Here is a 15253-nt window from a genome sequence, read left to right as displayed (position 1 = left end):
GAAAATGGTTGATATATCATTGAAAGGACTCTCGCGATGAAGCTTGGTTTCGCACTTCCCTTCGTCGGGCCCGCCGTCAGCAGCGCCGCCGGCCTGAGCGCGTTCTGTCGCGGACTCGAGGACCTTGGCTACGACACGCTGTGGGTCGGCGATCGCCTGGTCACGCCAGTCGACATGCACAGCACCTACCCGGGCAAAGAGCAGCCGTACCCGCCGCAGATGACCCGTTACCTCGATCCGGTGCTGCTGTGGACCGTCGCCGCGACCGCGACCAGCCGGGTGCGGCTCAATGCCAGCACGCTGAGCACCTTCTACTACGAGCCGGTGCACCTGGCCCGGGTGCTGACCACGCTCGACGTGCTCAGCGAAGGACGCCTGGACGTTGGCGTGGGAATCGGGTGGATGAAGGACGAACACGACATCGCCCGCGGCGCGGACTGGAGCCGGCGCGGGAAGATGCTCGATGACCTGCTGGCGTTCCTGCACGAATGGTGGACGACCACCCCGGTGTCCTGGGACAGCGAGTTCTTCTCGCTGCCACCTGTGCATGCCGACCTGCGCCCGGTCCAGGCCGGCGGTCCGCCCATCTGGATCGGCGGTGCGAGCGAGGCCGCGATGCGCCGGGTCGGCCGCAGCGGCACCGGCTGGCTCGGGGTCGAGGGGCTGCAGGATGAGGTCACCGACCACTTGTGGTCGATTGCGCGCCGTGCGGCGCAGGACGCCGGCCGCGATCCGGACGCGCTGAAGACGGCCATGCGGATCAACCTCGAACCGGGCACGTCCGTTGACTCCGTCGCCGACAAGCTCGAGCGCCTCGACGGGTCGGGTGCCGACGAGGCGATCGTGGACGCCTTCGCGCTGTTCCCCACCCTCGATCAGATGCTCGACTTCGCCGGCCAGGTGATCGCCCGATGGGGTGATCGCAGGGCCGCTTGACGGCGAGGCGCGGTGATCAGCGGCGGCTCAAGCGGTAGGGCGCCGGACTGCTATTCAGCCTGAGCCGCCATCAACCGCTCGACGTACTTGGCGATTAGAGGCCATCTAACGGTAAGCGTGAGCAGGTAAAACGTGGTGGTCAACGTGCGGTAAGGGGCGGATTATGTTAGACCTGCCCGACTCACCACGGAGGCAGGTCGCTGACAAATTCGGCGACCGGACGGAACGATTTCTCCGCAGTCACCTCGACCTTGCCTCGGAACAGCAGGCTCAGAAGCTCTTGGTAAGCCCGTTCGAGATCAGGCGGGTCCTCCGGTACAAGTGACATGGCCCTATGAGTTCCCCCCCTACCGACTTCAAACGTCACAGCTCGTCCGTTTCTTGTTCGGTCGAGGTCGCAGACAGGCAGACAGAACGCCAGCCCCGGGCTGCGTGGGTGGGCGCGCCCGGCTGATGGTTCGGCCTGGCCAGAGCGGGTACTACTGACTGATGGGGGATTCAACCCATTACCCCGTGACGTTGACGTGGGAACACATTGCACTAATACGGAACCGTGCGCGGCAGGCGCAGCAGTGCGCGCTGGTGGCACGATCTGCTTCGGTCGAAACTCGACTACGAGCTGCCGACTTGCGGGCAGCAGCGGTCGCCTTGCGCGAAGAGCTACTGCGCTGACCGCGTCTCCGGCCGGAGCTGGGGATTACACATCGTCCGTGCGGGCGCTCCTCTCCGGGCAGTAGGTGTCGTGGGACAGCTGGACGAAGTAGACGGCGTGCGGGCCGTCGAGGTTCGTCGTCAGCCGGATACGGCCGACCTCCTCCGGGAAGGTGAACCCGTCGAGGGCGGCGCAGACCTCCCGGCCGTCCTCGACCATGACGGCCGCGCCGTACTGGTTGCGGATGCCGTGCTCGGCCAGCTCCCGGACGTACTGCTGGTCGGCCGGAGAGAGGCCGGGATCGGCGTGAGCTACCCCGGCCCCGGCGAGGAGCCCGCCGAGGCTGAGGAGCAGCACCAGCCGGGTGTTCATCGGTAGGACTGTAGGCCGTAGAAGCCTCGCGGGTCGCCGGCAAGCCACAGCCGGTTCTCGACTTCGCACCGGGCTCGTAGCTCGTCCTCGCGAGCCCGCCTGGCTTCGTTCGCCGCCCGGACGGCCTTCCGGCCGTGCCAGGCTGCCCGGAGGGCTACGGCGACGACTGCGGCGACGGCCACGAGGACCGGGTGCGCCTGGACGAACGCGACGGCGAGGAGGATTGCCGCAACCCACCGGAAGGTCCGGTACCGGACGGCCGCGATCACGGCCAGGAGGAGCGCGACGGTAATCATCGGCCGATGGCCTTGAGGACGGCCTGCGCGCCCCGGCTGGTCTGCCCGTCGAGGACCGACTTCACCGTGTTCGCCTCGGCCGCGTCGAGGACGATCACGACGGACCCGTCCTTGTAGACGTGCGCCTGCTCGATCTTCCGCGTGACCGGGACCATCGCTCCCTTCCGGTTCTCCGGCTGCCGGAGGACCTTCTGGACCGGGGCTCCGAGCCGTACCTTGATCTCGCCCTCGCCGGGGCGCTGCTCCGGCCGGGGCTGCGGAGCCGGACGGCCGGACGCGGCCGGAGCCTTGGCGGCCGGGGTCTTCTTCGCGGCAGGCTTCCGGGCGGTGCCTGCCGGGCGCGCCTTGCGGGCGGCGGCTTGCTCCTTCTTCGCGGCGCGCAAGTTCACGACGTTGTGGGTGGACTTCTCGGCTGTGGTCATGGTGGTTCCTTCTCTCTGGGGTCGGGCGGTTCCCGTCCCGCAGAGATGACCCTAGAGCGGCAAACAGCACAATGTTATAGAGCTGCGGTAATACGAGCCGCAGCAAACTACCTCGGTAGCTCGATTCGCTACCACTCCTCGCCGTCCGGGGGCTCTTGCTCGGCTAGAGCCTCACGCATCGCGGCGTCATCGAACTCGACGCCGACCAGATTGGGCTCCGGACCGACGCATACTCTGTCGACCGGTTCAGAGAACGCGATCACGTCAGTCACGAACTCGGTGGCCTCACGAACCAAATCCGGGTCGCCACAAGCGAACCCGAGTTCTAGGTGCTTCCGCGTCATCGTGGTCCAGTTCGCCGAACCCCACCACACGGTGCGAGGCTCGAAGTCGAGCATCTCCTCGCCACAGGTGTCGTCCGGACCGTAGACGTTGTGCACAAGATGGCCTAGCACAAGGATTTTGGCGTGCAACAGAGGCTTGTTGCCGTCCCGGTCCCAGCCGGCCACCCTGACGGGGCCGACGTCGTGCTCCGGCATTTGGGAGTAAGGCCCCAAGATCGGTGCCGATCCTCCGCTGTCTGACGGAGCCATGTCGCGGAGCCGGACGAGCGAGACGTTCGGCAGCGCCTTCTCGGGGTTGCGGAGCCGATCGGGGAACACCGTTCTCTTATCGACCACGACGCAGAACGCCGTGAGGTCGAGCAGCCGCCGCGCGACCGGTTGACTGGTGAACCACGGCACGCAACCAATCGCGGCCGGCATTCCGCGCCGCTTTACCGCGAGATCTTCCTCGATGACCTCGCAGAGCCCGTCTACGACTTGCCCGCCGAACCAGGCCCGCCAACCTGCCTCATGCGGCCCCCAGGCTCGTGGCTTCCCTGACCATCGCCGGAACACCTCGTAATCTCCGAGTGCCATCTCGTCGAACATGAACGTCAGTGTGCCCGAGGGGACCGACAAGCTATAGGGGCCTAGGGTCGCGGTCGTCCCGGAACCGGCCCCGGTACTCGTCCAGGGAGAGGACCGGCGCGGCCTGCTCGCCCGGCACCCCGTCGTCCTCAAAGCCCCCGGCCCCGAGGAGCCCGAAGAACCGGGCCTGCTGCTCCAAGAGACGACGGCAGCCCTCCCACGCCTTGATCTGCTGCGGGTCGGCCGGGTCCAACGCCCTTGGCATCAACCGGGATAACAGCAGCTCAGTGCGGGCAATGTGAACATGCCGGGCCGCTTCGGAGAGGAGCTGCCGGTCGGGGCCGCCCTGCGCGAGCTGGCGGCGGATCGCTTGGTCCACCGCCTTCCGGGAGAGCTGGACCTGCCGGTGCTTCGCGATATCGGTGACCGTCCAGCCGGAGAGGAACAGCCGCAGAATCCGCGCATCCCGAAGCGCCCGCTGCTCCGCACTGACCCGTGGCACATCCCAAGTGTCACCCCAGAATTGGCGATCCGGGCAAAGTCGCACGGCGTGGCGTCAAACGCCTTGGTATTAGCGGTGATTCCGAGCGGTAAAACGCCTGGTCAACGAGGTTTTTCGGCGTATCGCAATCAGCAAGTGCCACGGTCGTTTTCGTGCGACTTTCGGGGGGAGACAACAGTTGCCTTATGCAGTCGGCGCGAGTTGCGCCCTGGGAGTTTGCACGCCCCTACCCGTCCGGCCCGGAACCGCGAGTGGCACCGAGGGTTTGGGATTGGTTGGCCGGCCGCTCGGAATCACCGCTTGGCACCGAGGGTTTGGGGTGGTCTCGGAGTCCCCGCTCCGCACTTGGCGTTTGGGGTAGGTCCCTGTTGGTGGCCCGGCCCCCAGCGCAGGAGGACCGCCGTGCCTCGCGCCGTTGGGGCCGGGCCGTTCCGCTGGAGGTTGGGTGGTGGTGTCCTCCGGCGGGTCCTGGGGTTACCGAGTGGCACTCGGCGTTTGGTAGTGGGTCCGCGCCGCAAGCCCGCCCACCGTGGCACCGATGAGCGTTCCTTGCTGGCGCGGCGCGGACCCGTTGCCCTCAAGTCGCCCAACCCGTGACCGGGATGCACTAACGGGACGACGAGGGCAAGCCTGTTCGGAGCGGGAGCCGGTCGCCGCTTCTTGACGATCCGGCGTCCCACTCCCCGGTCCCTCGATACCGATCGGACCGGCCCCACCACGAGGGCGTGGAAGGGGGCGCGGGCGCGACGGCCTCCGACAGCGGTCACGCGCCGCGGCCCCGACTCGCCACCGCACGCGGGAGGTTAAGTCGCGTGCGGTGGCGAGGGCTCATCACTTACGGCCCCGTACAGGCGTGCGGGGCCGTGATTTCGTGGTGCCGGAACCCCGCTTAGGCGAGGGCTTCTCCGGCCGGACGTTCACGATGGCAGGCTGCACGAGCACGGCCCAACCGTCCCGGCGTGCACGGAGAGCTCCACGGCGTACCAGGTCGTCCAGCTCCGGGACGGTGATGCCCATCCGCTGCGCGGCCTCCTCCGGCGGCAGCCAGCCGTCCTCGTCGTCGCGTGGCGACGGAGCCCGGAACTCGTCCACCCGACCCATGATCAGGCGTGCAGCGTGGCGATCGCGAACGCCTGCGGGCGCAAAACGCCCACCACACTCCGCATCTCACACCGCATGACGAAAGCGTTCGTCTCGAACAACTCGGAGCTCCAGTAGTTCAGCATCAGCGACATCGACTCGCGCAGGTACAGCGTGATCGCCGTGCCCCAGTCACCGATGATCGCGGTGCCCTGCGGAACGCTCGGTGAGATAACTCGTTTGACCTCATCGGACGGCCCGAAGAAGTTCGAGGACGAGCCGTATCCGGCCGTGTTCGGATGGTCGAAACCGCTCGTGAGCAGACCACCCGCAGTGCCCCACCTCGTGAGGTCTACCGTCTCGGCGTCCGCCGGGTTCAACGCGATCGCGTCCGGAGCCTCGCCGATCTGCTGCAGCTCCGTGAAGCTGTGCCGGATCGTCGTCAAAATGTCGGTGTCGAACGCGATCTGGGTGGTGCCGGGCGTGTTCAGAATCCCGGTCATGTGCTCACCGGTCCCGTCGCCGGCCACGACCTCGGCCTCCAGCGCGGCGAGGATGCCCTGCGCCATCTCGCGGGCCAAGAACGGTTGGACCTGATCCACGTCAGCCAAATACCGGGCCGGAATCGGCTCGGACAGATGAGCAATGACGCGTGCCCGGTCCTGGATCGGCGTCAGCGTGAACGTGCTGGTGGGCTTGGTAGCGAGGTCCGCGACGACATCCGCGTTGTTCGTCCGGGCCGTCTCCCGGTAATACTCCACGGCGTTCTGGTCGATCGGGATGCGGTTCAGCAGCAGATCGATCAGCCGGGTAGGCCACCGCATCAGCGACACGAACGGCGGCACCAACGACGGAACGTCCAAGACTCCCGTGGAGATTGCGCGGTGCTCGGCGTTGCGGGCGCAGAACTGCTGCGCTACCCGGCGAGCCCAGGACTCTGTTTCGGCGCGAGAGGTTCGCTCCGTCGCACCGCCGCCGTGGCCGGCTGCTTTCACCGCTTGCACGAGAGGGTTATCAGCGCCAGAGCGACGGATCTCTTCTCGCTGCTCCGCAATCCGGGCGTCCAGCGCCTTGACCGTGGCGTCGGCCGTCCGGTACATGCGGCCCAGCTCGCCGGACTTGTCGTCGCTCCACTTCGAGTAGCCCAGCTCGCGGGCCGTATCGACGCAAGCGAGACGCCGGGCAGCTTCGTTATCGCGGAGTGTCAGAAGGTGGTTGAGCAGTGATTGCACGATGGCGTCCTTCGTCGGGGGGTGCGCGCAACTGAAACACGTTGCTACGCAACGCAATTAGCACATGTCTGAATGTTGCGGCCCGCCGTCGCGGCCCCGGCCACATCTCGAAGTCGATCCGCCATCGCGGCCCCGATCAACCTCGCTGCCACGTCCGAGCCGGGGATCGCTCCCCAGGTGGTTCCCGTAGCGCTGCCCGTCACGATAGACGCGGGCACCGTCATGGTGCAAGCATCCACGCCGGAATCGGTTGGCGTGGCGTCATTTTGACGTCACTCGGGGAGGCCGGGGTCGGCGACCTGCAGGTACAGCAGGTCCACGAGCTGCTCCCCGAGTTCTTCCACGAACGCGGCGAGCTGCGGGCTCCCGGCGTCGTGGATTCCTGAGAGGAGGTGCCCGAGGAACACGAGGGCTTCGTTGCCCAAATCGGCGGGGTCCGGCCAGGACCGGAGCGTCGTGCCTCCGGACCGGCGGCGCTGCGCTTCGCTGTTGCAGGCGTGCCAGGCGGCGTTCCCGTAGGCCGAGACGGCCGGGTCGCGCATGCGGGCTAGGGGCTCGCACCAGCTCGTCAGCCCGGCCAAATCCTCATCGGTCAGTGCTTGCAGGTTCATCGTTGTTCCTTCCTCGTGCCTTGCGTTTTGCGTCCCGATCCCGATTCAGTGCCTGCCCGGCCGTGCACTCTCCGCGATGCACCTTCTCGATCAGGTCGGTGCGGCCCTCCACGATCAGGCACGCCATCGCGTGCCGCTCCGAGATGGCGTTTCGTTTCGCGTTCGCTCGTTTCCCCACGGTTCTCCTTTCGCTGCGCGGGTTTTGGTGCACGGCGGACCCGGACCCGCTCCCGGCCCCGGATGTCCAGCTCGTAGGCCACGATGGCGTGGTCACGGGTGCATAGGCCCTCCGGATCGCACGGCGCTAGCTCCCTGCTCGCCGCCAGAGCCTCGGCCACAGAGGCCCATTGGGTGAGTTCCGCGATTGCGGCGAGGGTGACTTCGGCGCGGCCGGTGAGCCCCATCCGCCAGCAGATCAGCGTGCACGCGGACGGCTCCGGCGGCGGTCCGTCCTTGCGCCGATCCCACCCCCGCCCGCTCATGACGACCCGGCCTCGAGTTCGGCCAGGCGCTCCGCGACGACGCGGCGGCGTCGGTCTGACAGGCTGTCGGCATTGGCCTGCTCCAGTTGCGCTTTCAGGTTGGCGATTCGCAGGTCCTCCCGCTCGATCAACGCCTGCGAAGCCTGGAGATACCACCGCACGTGTTCGCGACGTACCTCCTGCCGACGCTCCAGGACGGCGATGCGTTCTTGAAGTGCCACTCGGGGATCGACCACCGGCCGCAGATGCCGTCGCCGAGCATGTTTGACGCTCACGGCCCGGCCTCCGGCACCCAGCTGCGAAGGCAGACCCGACACCAGTGCTTCCACCACGCGGTCCCGCCTGCAGCAGCCCGCTTACGGCAATGCAGACACAGCCTCGGCTCCAACCGATTCCGTTCGCACGCATCCAAAGCGCGCCGCCGAATCTCCTCGAACTCCGCCCTGGAGCTCATGACCGGCCCGCCCGGACGCACGCGGCGCAGGCGCTTCCGCCCGGTACGGCCGGAGCATCACACCCGTACGTACAGGGCCGCTCTGGAGCGGTTCGAGAACCGTTCCAGGACTGTCCCGATGGGGGATGGGATGGGGTATCCGATGGGGTATCGCATGGGGGATCGGATGGGGTGTGTTGATGTTGAAGCTGAAGATGATGATGATGATGATGAAGATGGTCACCCTCCGGAACCGGAAGCGATTCCCGCACTCCACTTCTGGCCATGCGTTGTTCGAGTTCGGCCCAGGCTTTCTCGACGGATTCGTTCCTGATTTCGGCCTGCCTGGCCTTCTTTTCGTCGTCCGGTATGGGCGCGAGGGGCATCGGGAAAGTCCGGAACATGTCCCAGATTTGGGTGCGGAGTCGGCGGGAGCGAACGGTTTTGACGGCCCGTGCAGCGTTGACGTAGGTGGTTGGGCTTTTCAGCGCGCCGTCGTATTTCATGAACGGCCGGAGCCACAGTTGGCCGTCCTCGCAGTCCACCCAGCCTTCGGCCTGCAGAACCTTTATGTAGCAATCGATGTCGGCTGTGGTTTCACCCTTGACGGCGCTGGCCCACTCGTCGAGTTGGACGGCTATGACTCCGGCGGTGTTGAGGTCGGGGTGGACCCACAGCCACATGAGGAGGCGCTGCGGTCCCGACTCCAGATCGCGGAATCCGTCATCGCCGTGCAGCTCGGCGGGGAACAGGGAGCTACCTCGGGCCATCACGGCTCCCCTCCGGCGCGGCGAGGGCCAAACAGTCGGTGCCCGATGGCAAGATCAGTGCAGCCGGTTCCGGCCGGTATCGACAACTGAATTGATGGTTGGTTCTCGTTAGTTCCGTGCCACAGGAGGTCCGCTGGAGGGGCGTAGTGCACCCCGTAGAAGGCGGACCTTCGGCGTTCCCGGATCACCGAGTGCCGCCGTTCGTTTCGCGAGCTGCTTCGCGGGCTGCCTTGCGGGCGGCGGCTTTCGCCTGCCGGACCTGGACCGACTTACGGTTGAGACGGGCGAAGTACGCCTTCCGGGCAGCCTCGGCCTGCAGGTACTCGCCCTCGGTCATCGCGTCCGGGTCGAAGCCCATTTTCTTTGCGTGCCAAGCGATGTCCACCGGCGAGTTGGCGTGCGCGGTGGCGAGCCGCTGTCGCCGGTCCTTCGTATTCGCCCAGCTCTGCAACGAGGCGACCCGGCCGTTTAGGCTCCGGTTCTTCGGCCGCAGGTTGGGGTAGGGATTCGGGTTATCGGGTGTGTCGGTAGACACCGTGTTCGCCTCCGGAAAAGGCGAAACCGGGCGCGTAGCAGCGAGCCCATTGGGAGCCCGCTGCCCTGCGCCCGGTCATATCCCGCTTGGCGTGCGGGGGACCTCCATCGCCTTTGTGGAGCGGCTTTTCGTGGGAGGTCCGGGCCGTCCCCGGCCGGTGTCAGAGCCTGTGGTTTCTCGTGTTGCCGTCGCTTACCGTAGCCCCTGCCGTGCCGGAACGGCCGGAGGCCCGCCGGGGCGTTTCAGATGTCGCCGAGATTCAGGCGGCGGGCTTCCGCCGCTGCCCGGTCCGCCGCGACCGACCGCGTGTACCGGTCCACCATCTGCCGGGAGCTCCACCCGGCGACGGCCATCAGGCCGCCCTCGCTCCCCTGCGCTGTGACCCACCGCGAGGCGAACGTGTGCCGGAGCTGATGGATATGGAAGCTCCGGAGGCCGGCCAGCTCGGCCCGGCGCTTCAGCGCCGTGTCGAGGCCGTGATATCCGAACTTCTGCCCTCCGCCGCCGAGCCAGAGCGCGTTAGACGTGTGAGCGAGGCGGTGCTTCCGTCGCGCCCTCCGCAGGTACCGGTCCACCGCCGTGCCGGTCGCTCCCCCGAACGGGACGATCCGGCCCTTGCCGCCCTTCCCCCGCTGGACGGTTATCAGTCCTCGGCCGAGGTCTACGTCCTCCACCGTGAGCCCGAGTAGCTCGCGCGCCCGCATCCCGGTTTCCGCGAAGAGCCGGACCACGGCCTCGTCCCGCAGGTCGATGAACTCCTTGCCCTTGCACGCCCGGATCAGCGCGGCCAGCTCCTCCGTCGAGAGGGCGTCCACGACCTTCGAGTCGAGCCGGGGCGGGGCGATCCCGAGCAGCGGGTCCGAGGGCAGCTCCTCCTCGGCCGCGAGCCACTTGGAGTAGGCCCGGAGGGCGGATAGGCGGGCGCGGGCCGTCGCGGGCGACCGGCCGCTGTGCATCAGCTCGACAACCCAGCGTTGGACCTGCTTGCGGTCTAGTACCGGAGGGTGCCCGTTCTCCGCGCACCAGTCGAGGTACAGCCGGGCACCGAGGGTGTAGGAGCCGATGGTCTGGGCGGATTTGCGGGAGCCTTCGAGGGCGAGTTTCCACGAAATGAGCAGGTCGGAGAGGTCCGGAGAGGTGGTAACCGTCATGCCCGTTACCTTAGACCTGTAACGGTATGCACCCCGCTATTTACTCGTTTCCGCTGGTAAACCGGCCCGTTTGCGTCATGAGCCGCTCTACATATTTGGCGATGACGTCGACCTCGAGGTTCACCTGAGTGCCGACCGGGGCGCGGCCCAGGGTGGTCAATTCGCGGGTGGTGGGGATCAGCGAGACCTCGAACCAGTCCCCCGGCTCGGCGCCCAGGCCGGACACCGTCAACGAGATTCCGTCGACGGTGATCGATCCCTTCTCCACGACGTAGCGGGCCACGCCGGCGGGCATCTCGATGCGCACCACTTCCCAGTGCTCCGACGGCGTCCGAGACACGATGCGCCCCGTCCCGTCGACGTGGCCCTGCACGATGTGCCCGCCCAGCCGGCTGTTGACGGCCGCGGCGCGCTCGAGGTTCACCCGGCTGCCGACCTGCAATTCGCCCAGGTTGGACCGGTTGAGCGATTCGGCCATCACGTCGGCCGTGAACTGCCCGCCGGGCAGCAGCTCGGCGACGGTCAGGCACACGCCGTTGACGGCGATCGAATCGCCATGGCCCGCGTCGGCGGTCACGACGGCACCGCGGATGGTCAGCCGTGCGGCGTCCGAAAGGACGTCGCGGGCCGTCACCTCGCCGAGTTCCTCGACAATTCCGGTAAACATCCCCTTAGGCTAATTGGCCCCCACTCACGCTGATGAGCAGGGCAAACAGCCGCGCCGGGACGACACCGGCACCCCGCGTTCACCAGCGCAGTCACCCGCACCCTCTACGATGCAGAGTATGCAGACCCGCCGCCGTATATCGGCCGTCATCGCATCCCTAACCCTCGCCACCGCCTTGATCGCCGGCTGTTCGTCCGGCTCAAAGCAGAGCGGCGCGCCGCTTCCCGACGGCACGACCTTGGTCAAGCAGTCGGCCGACGCCACCAAGAAGGTGCAGAGCGCGCACATCGCGCTGAGCATCCAGGGCAAGATCCCCGGGCTGCCCATCAAGACGCTGACCGGTGACCTCACCACGGCACCGGCCACCGCCGCGTCGGGCAACGCCACCATCACCCTGGGCGGTTCCGACATCGACGCCAACTTCGTGGTGCTCGACGGAACCCTGTACGCCACCCTCACCCCGAACAAGTGGAGCGACTTCGGCAAGGCCTCCGACGTCTACGACGTCTCGGTGCTGCTGAACCCCGACAACGGGCTGGGCAACGCGCTGGCCAACTTCAGCAACGCCAAGGCCGAGGGCCGCGAAAACATCAACGGGCAGAACACCATTCGCATCACCGGCAACGTCTCGGCCGACGCGGTGAACAAGATCGTGCCGCAGTTCAACGCGACGCAGCCGGTGCCGAGCACGGTGTGGGTCCAGGAGTCCGGTGACCACCAGCTGGTCCAGGCCAACCTGCAGAAGAGCTCGGGCAACTCCGCCCAGATCACCCTGTCCAACTGGGGCGAGCAGGTTCAGGTCACCAAGCCCCCGGTGAGCTCGTGACCGCGGAGACCGCCGCTCCAGCCGGGCACCAAACCGGGCGCCGCGTAGCGATCAGCGCGGGCAGCCTGGCGGTCCTGCTGGGCGCCCTGGACGCCTATGTCGTCGTGACGATCATGCGCGACATCATGACCGACGTTCACATCCCGATTAACCAGCTGCAGCGCATCACCTGGATCATCACGATGTACCTGCTGGGCTACATCGCCGCCATGCCGCTGCTGGGCCGCGCGTCCGACCGGTTCGGCCGCAAGCTGGTGCTGCAGGTCAGCCTGGCGCTGTTCATCGTCGGCTCGGTGGTCACCGCGCTGGCCGGTCACTGGGGCGATTTCCACCTGCTGGTCGGCGGCCGCACCATCCAGGGTGTGGCCAGCGGCGCCCTGTTGCCGGTCACCCTCGCGCTGGGCGCCGATCTGTGGGCGCAGCGCAACCGCGCCGGCGTGCTGGGCGGCATCGGTGCCGCGCAGGAACTCGGCAGCGTGCTGGGCCCGCTGTACGGGATCTTCATCGTCTTCCTCACCCACGACTGGCGCTACGTGTTCTGGATCAACGTCCCGCTGACCCTCATCGCGATGGTGATGATCCAGTTCAGCCTGCCCTCGCACGAACGGGTGGAGAGGCCCGAGAAGGTCGACCTGGTCGGCGGCGTGCTGCTGGCGGTCGCCCTGGGCCTCGCGGTGATCGGTCTGTACAACCCGCAACCCGACGGCAAGCAGATCCTGCCGAGCTACGGGTTGCCGCTGGTCATCGGCGCGGTCGTGGTCGCGGCGCTGTTCCTGATCTGGGAGCGCTTCGCGCGCACCCGGCTGATCGAACCGGCGGGCGTGCACTTCCGCCCGTTCCTGGCCGCGCTGGGCGCCTCGTTGTTCGCCGGTGCCGCGCTGATGGTGACGCTGGTCGACGTGGAGCTGTTCGGCCAGGGCGTGCTGCAGATGGACGAGACGCAGGCCGCCGGCCTGCTGTTGTGGTTCCTGATCGCGCTGCCGATCGGGGCGGTCTTGGGCGGTTGGATCGCCACCCGGGTCGGTGACCGGATCATGGCTTTCGTCGGCCTGCTGATCGCGGCCTACGGGTACTGGCTGATCCACTTCTGGCGCCAGGACGTGCTGAGCCAGAAGCACAACATCTTCGGATTGTTCAGCGTCCCCATCTTGCATGCCGACCTGCTGGTGGCCGGTCTGGGCCTGGGCCTGGTGATCGGGCCGCTGACGTCCGCGGCGCTGCGGGTTGTTCCATCGGCCGAACACGGCATCGCCTCGGCGGCCGTGGTGGTGGCCCGGATGACCGGCATGCTGATCGGCGTGGCCGCGCTCACCGCGTGGGGCCTGTACCGGTTCAACCAGATCGTGGCGGGCCTGACCGCGGCGATCCCGGCCAACGCCTCCCTGCTGGAGCGCATCGCCGCCCAGGGCACGATGTACCTCAAGGCCTTCGCCATGATGTATGGCGACATCTTCTCGGCCACCGTGGTGATCTGCATTTTGGGAGCACTGCTGGGTCTGCTGATCGGCGGGCGCAAGGAGCACGCCGAGGAACCGGAAATCGCCGAGCCGCAAGCGGTCTCGTTGGGTGAGCGCTAGCCGCTGCGCGGCACCAGGCTGAGCAGCAGGTCCGGCCCGACCCGATCGACGCCATCGAACTGCCAGCGCAGCGCCCGCGTGATCGTGGGCACGCCGACGTCGTCGACCGCGGTGACGGGGCCGCCCAGCAGCGTCGGCGCGACGTAGGCCAGGATCCGGTTGACCACCCCGGCCCGCAGGAAGGCACCCGCGAGCGTCGGGCCGCCCTCCAGCAGCACGTCGGTGCGGTCGGACACGGCCTTGAGCACCTCCAGCGGATCGTGCGTGCGGATCAGCATGGTCCGCGAATCGTCGTTGAGAACCTTTGCCTCCGACGGTATTTCGCGCATCCCGATGACGACGCGCAGGGGTTGCCGGTCGGCCAGCGAGCCGTCGGGCAGCCGCGCGGTCAACGCCGGGTCGTCGGCCAGCACGGTGCCGGTGCCCACCACGATCGCGCCCGCGGCCGCGCGCCGGCGATGCAGATCCAGCCGCGAGGCCTCGCTGGAAATCCACTGGCTGGAGCCGTCGGCCGCCGCGCTGCGGCCATCGACGCTGCTGGCGTATTTCCAGGTCAGATGCGGTAGCCCGGTGCGCTGCTTGTGCAGCCACTCCCGCAGCGGGCCGCCGCTCACCTCGTCGGCCAGCACCCCGCACTCCACCGCCACGCCGGCCTCTTCGAGCCGGGCCGCTCCACCGGCGGCCTCCGGGTTCGGGTCGGCGACGGCGTACACCACGGTGGCCACCTTCGCGTCGAGCAGGGCGTTCACGCACGGCGGCGTCCTGCCGTAGTGGTTGCACGGCTCGAGGGTGACCACCGCGGTACCCCCGGCGGCGAGCTCGCCGGCCCGCCGCAGCGCCAGGATCTCGGCGTGATCGCCGCCGACCGGTTCGGTGGCGCCGACGCCGACCACCTCGCCACCGGCGTCCAGGATCACCGCCCCCACCGGCGGGTTCGGATACGTCGTCCCTTTGACGTGGTTGGACTGGTCGATCGCCAAGCGCATCGCGGCGTCAAGGCTGTCGCCCGGCGGAACCGTCATCGACGCAGGTGCGGCGACGCACCGGCGGCCTGACGCCGCAACGCCTCGATCGCGGCCTCCGGGTCCTCGGTGCCGTACACGGCCGACCCGGCGACGAAGCAATCGACGCCGGCCTCGGCGGCCTGCTCGATGGTGTCGGCGTTGATGCCGCCGTCGATCTCGACGAGGATCGTCAACTCCCCCGCCTCGATGAGCTTGCGGGCGGTGCGCACCTTGCTCAGCACCTCGGGAATGAAGCTCTGGCCGCCGAAACCGGGCTCCACCGACATGATGAGCAGGGTGTCGAACTGCGGCAGGATTTCCAGGTAGGGCTCCAGCGGGGTCCCCGGCTTGACGCTGATCCCCGCTTTGGCGCCGGCGGCGCGGATATCGCGGGCCACCGCGATCGGGTTCTGGGTGGCCTCGGCGTGGAAGGTGACGTTGTAGGCGCCCGCCTCGGCATACGGCGGCGCCCAGCGGTCGGGGTCCTCGATCATCAGGTGGCAGTCCATCGGGATGGTGGTGGCGGCCAGCAGGCTCTCCACCACCGGCAGCCCGAGGGTCAGATTCGGCACGAAGTGGTTGTCCATCACGTCGACGTGCAACCAGTCGGCGCCGGTCACTGCGGCGGCTTCGTCGGCGAGCCGGGAGAAGTCCGCGGCGAGGATCGACGGCGCGATCAGAGGCCCCTGTAACGGTTCCGGGTTGCGAGGCATGAGCGCCAGACTACTGAGCCGCGCGGCCCGCTTCACATCCGGCGCAGCGCGGCCGCGACCGGGTCCTATCTGCCGCGGCCC

The 15253-nt window shown here is 67.8% G+C and carries 16 protein-coding genes and 1 pseudogene; 4 read left to right on the top strand and 13 right to left on the bottom strand.

Features of this window, described 5'->3' with window-relative positions; all coding sequences use genetic code 11:
* The first annotated feature begins 36 nt into the window (after positions 1 to 36).
* On the top strand, positions 37 to 936 hold the full coding sequence (locus tag B9D87_RS03030; RefSeq protein WP_007774340.1) for a TIGR03619 family F420-dependent LLM class oxidoreductase: 900 nt from the start codon (positions 37 to 39) through the stop codon (positions 934 to 936).
* Positions 937 to 1633: 697 nt separating this feature from the next.
* Here the strand turns inward: B9D87_RS03030 and B9D87_RS03025 are convergent.
* The 8 genes and pseudogenes from B9D87_RS03025 to B9D87_RS02975 all read right to left on the bottom strand — a co-directional run bounded on the left by B9D87_RS03025 (position 1634) and on the right by B9D87_RS02975 (position 7828).
* A complete protein-coding gene (locus B9D87_RS03025; RefSeq protein WP_040631340.1) occupies positions 1634 to 1960 on the bottom strand; it encodes a DUF732 domain-containing protein in 327 nt (108 codons plus the stop codon).
* Entirely contained in the window at positions 1957 to 2256 is a 300-nt protein-coding gene (locus B9D87_RS03020) for a hypothetical protein (protein WP_007774342.1), read from the bottom strand. Before B9D87_RS03020 ends, B9D87_RS03025 begins: the two co-directional genes overlap by 4 nt.
* Complete coding sequence (locus B9D87_RS26950; RefSeq protein WP_007774343.1) at positions 2253 to 2678, bottom strand: hypothetical protein; 426 nt, start codon at positions 2676 to 2678, stop codon at positions 2253 to 2255. Before B9D87_RS26950 ends, B9D87_RS03020 begins: the two co-directional genes overlap by 4 nt.
* Positions 2679 to 3250: 572 nt before the next feature.
* Positions 3251 to 3610: pseudogene (locus B9D87_RS03005) on the bottom strand (hypothetical protein); the annotation flags it as partial.
* A gap of 31 nt (positions 3611 to 3641) precedes the next feature.
* Entirely contained in the window at positions 3642 to 4091 is a 450-nt protein-coding gene (locus tag B9D87_RS03000; RefSeq protein ID WP_007774346.1) for a hypothetical protein, read from the bottom strand.
* A gap of 1103 nt (positions 4092 to 5194) precedes the next feature.
* Entirely contained in the window at positions 5195 to 6403 is a 1209-nt protein-coding gene (locus B9D87_RS02990) for a phage major capsid protein (protein ID WP_007774347.1), read from the bottom strand.
* Between the two features lie 272 nt (positions 6404 to 6675).
* Positions 6676 to 7014 carry a hypothetical protein gene (locus tag B9D87_RS02985; RefSeq protein ID WP_007774348.1) on the bottom strand — a complete coding sequence of 113 codons (339 nt, stop codon included), beginning with the start codon at positions 7012 to 7014 and terminating at the stop codon, positions 6676 to 6678.
* 478 nt (positions 7015 to 7492) lie between these two features.
* Positions 7493 to 7828 (bottom strand): hypothetical protein, encoded by a 336-nt coding sequence (locus tag B9D87_RS02975; RefSeq protein ID WP_040631349.1) that lies wholly within the window; start codon positions 7826 to 7828, stop codon positions 7493 to 7495.
* 301 nt (positions 7829 to 8129) lie between these two features.
* On the opposite strand from B9D87_RS02975, the gene B9D87_RS02970 reads away from it, so the two are divergent.
* Positions 8130 to 8789: a hypothetical protein gene (locus tag B9D87_RS02970; RefSeq protein WP_148664679.1), complete on the top strand. Its 660-nt coding sequence runs from the start codon at positions 8130 to 8132 to the stop codon at positions 8787 to 8789.
* 94 nt (positions 8790 to 8883) lie between these two features.
* Here the strand turns inward: B9D87_RS02970 and B9D87_RS02965 are convergent, their stop codons facing one another.
* From B9D87_RS02965 to B9D87_RS02955, 3 genes are all read right to left on the bottom strand, one after another.
* Positions 8884 to 9234 (bottom strand): hypothetical protein, encoded by a 351-nt coding sequence (locus B9D87_RS02965; protein ID WP_085382793.1) that lies wholly within the window; start codon positions 9232 to 9234, stop codon positions 8884 to 8886.
* A gap of 242 nt (positions 9235 to 9476) precedes the next feature.
* On the bottom strand, positions 9477 to 10385 hold the full coding sequence (locus tag B9D87_RS02960) for a tyrosine-type recombinase/integrase (RefSeq protein WP_007774352.1): 909 nt from the start codon (positions 10383 to 10385) through the stop codon (positions 9477 to 9479).
* 40 nt (positions 10386 to 10425) lie between these two features.
* Positions 10426 to 11052, bottom strand: coding sequence for a riboflavin synthase (locus tag B9D87_RS02955; RefSeq protein WP_007774354.1), 627 nt, complete (start codon positions 11050 to 11052; stop codon positions 10426 to 10428).
* 118 nt (positions 11053 to 11170) lie between these two features.
* On the opposite strand from B9D87_RS02955, the gene B9D87_RS02950 reads away from it, so the two are divergent.
* Positions 11171 to 11878, top strand: a complete 708-nt coding sequence (locus B9D87_RS02950; protein ID WP_007774356.1) for an LppX_LprAFG lipoprotein — start codon at positions 11171 to 11173, stop codon at positions 11876 to 11878.
* Entirely contained in the window at positions 11875 to 13455 is a 1581-nt protein-coding gene (locus B9D87_RS02945; protein ID WP_007774358.1) for an MFS transporter, read from the top strand. The genes B9D87_RS02950 and B9D87_RS02945 overlap by 4 nt, the downstream gene beginning before the upstream one ends.
* On the opposite strand, the gene ribD is transcribed toward B9D87_RS02945, so the two are convergent.
* Both ribD and rpe read right to left on the bottom strand, forming a co-directional pair.
* Entirely contained in the window at positions 13452 to 14477 is a 1026-nt protein-coding gene (gene ribD / locus B9D87_RS02940) for a bifunctional diaminohydroxyphosphoribosylaminopyrimidine deaminase/5-amino-6-(5-phosphoribosylamino)uracil reductase RibD (protein ID WP_007774359.1), read from the bottom strand. The two genes, B9D87_RS02945 and ribD, sit on opposite strands and share 4 nt — an antisense overlap.
* A complete protein-coding gene (gene rpe / locus B9D87_RS02935) occupies positions 14474 to 15172 on the bottom strand; it encodes a ribulose-phosphate 3-epimerase (protein ID WP_007774360.1) in 699 nt (232 codons plus the stop codon). The genes ribD and rpe overlap by 4 nt, the downstream gene beginning before the upstream one ends.
* Positions 15173 to 15253 lie beyond the last annotated feature (81 nt).

It is taken from the genome of Mycobacterium colombiense CECT 3035 (assembly GCF_002105755.1).
GTDB classification, from domain to species: Bacteria; Actinomycetota; Actinomycetes; order Mycobacteriales; family Mycobacteriaceae; genus Mycobacterium; species Mycobacterium colombiense.
The sequence above is the reverse complement of the archived record's forward strand: the minus strand, read 5'-3'. Positions and strand labels throughout refer to the sequence as shown.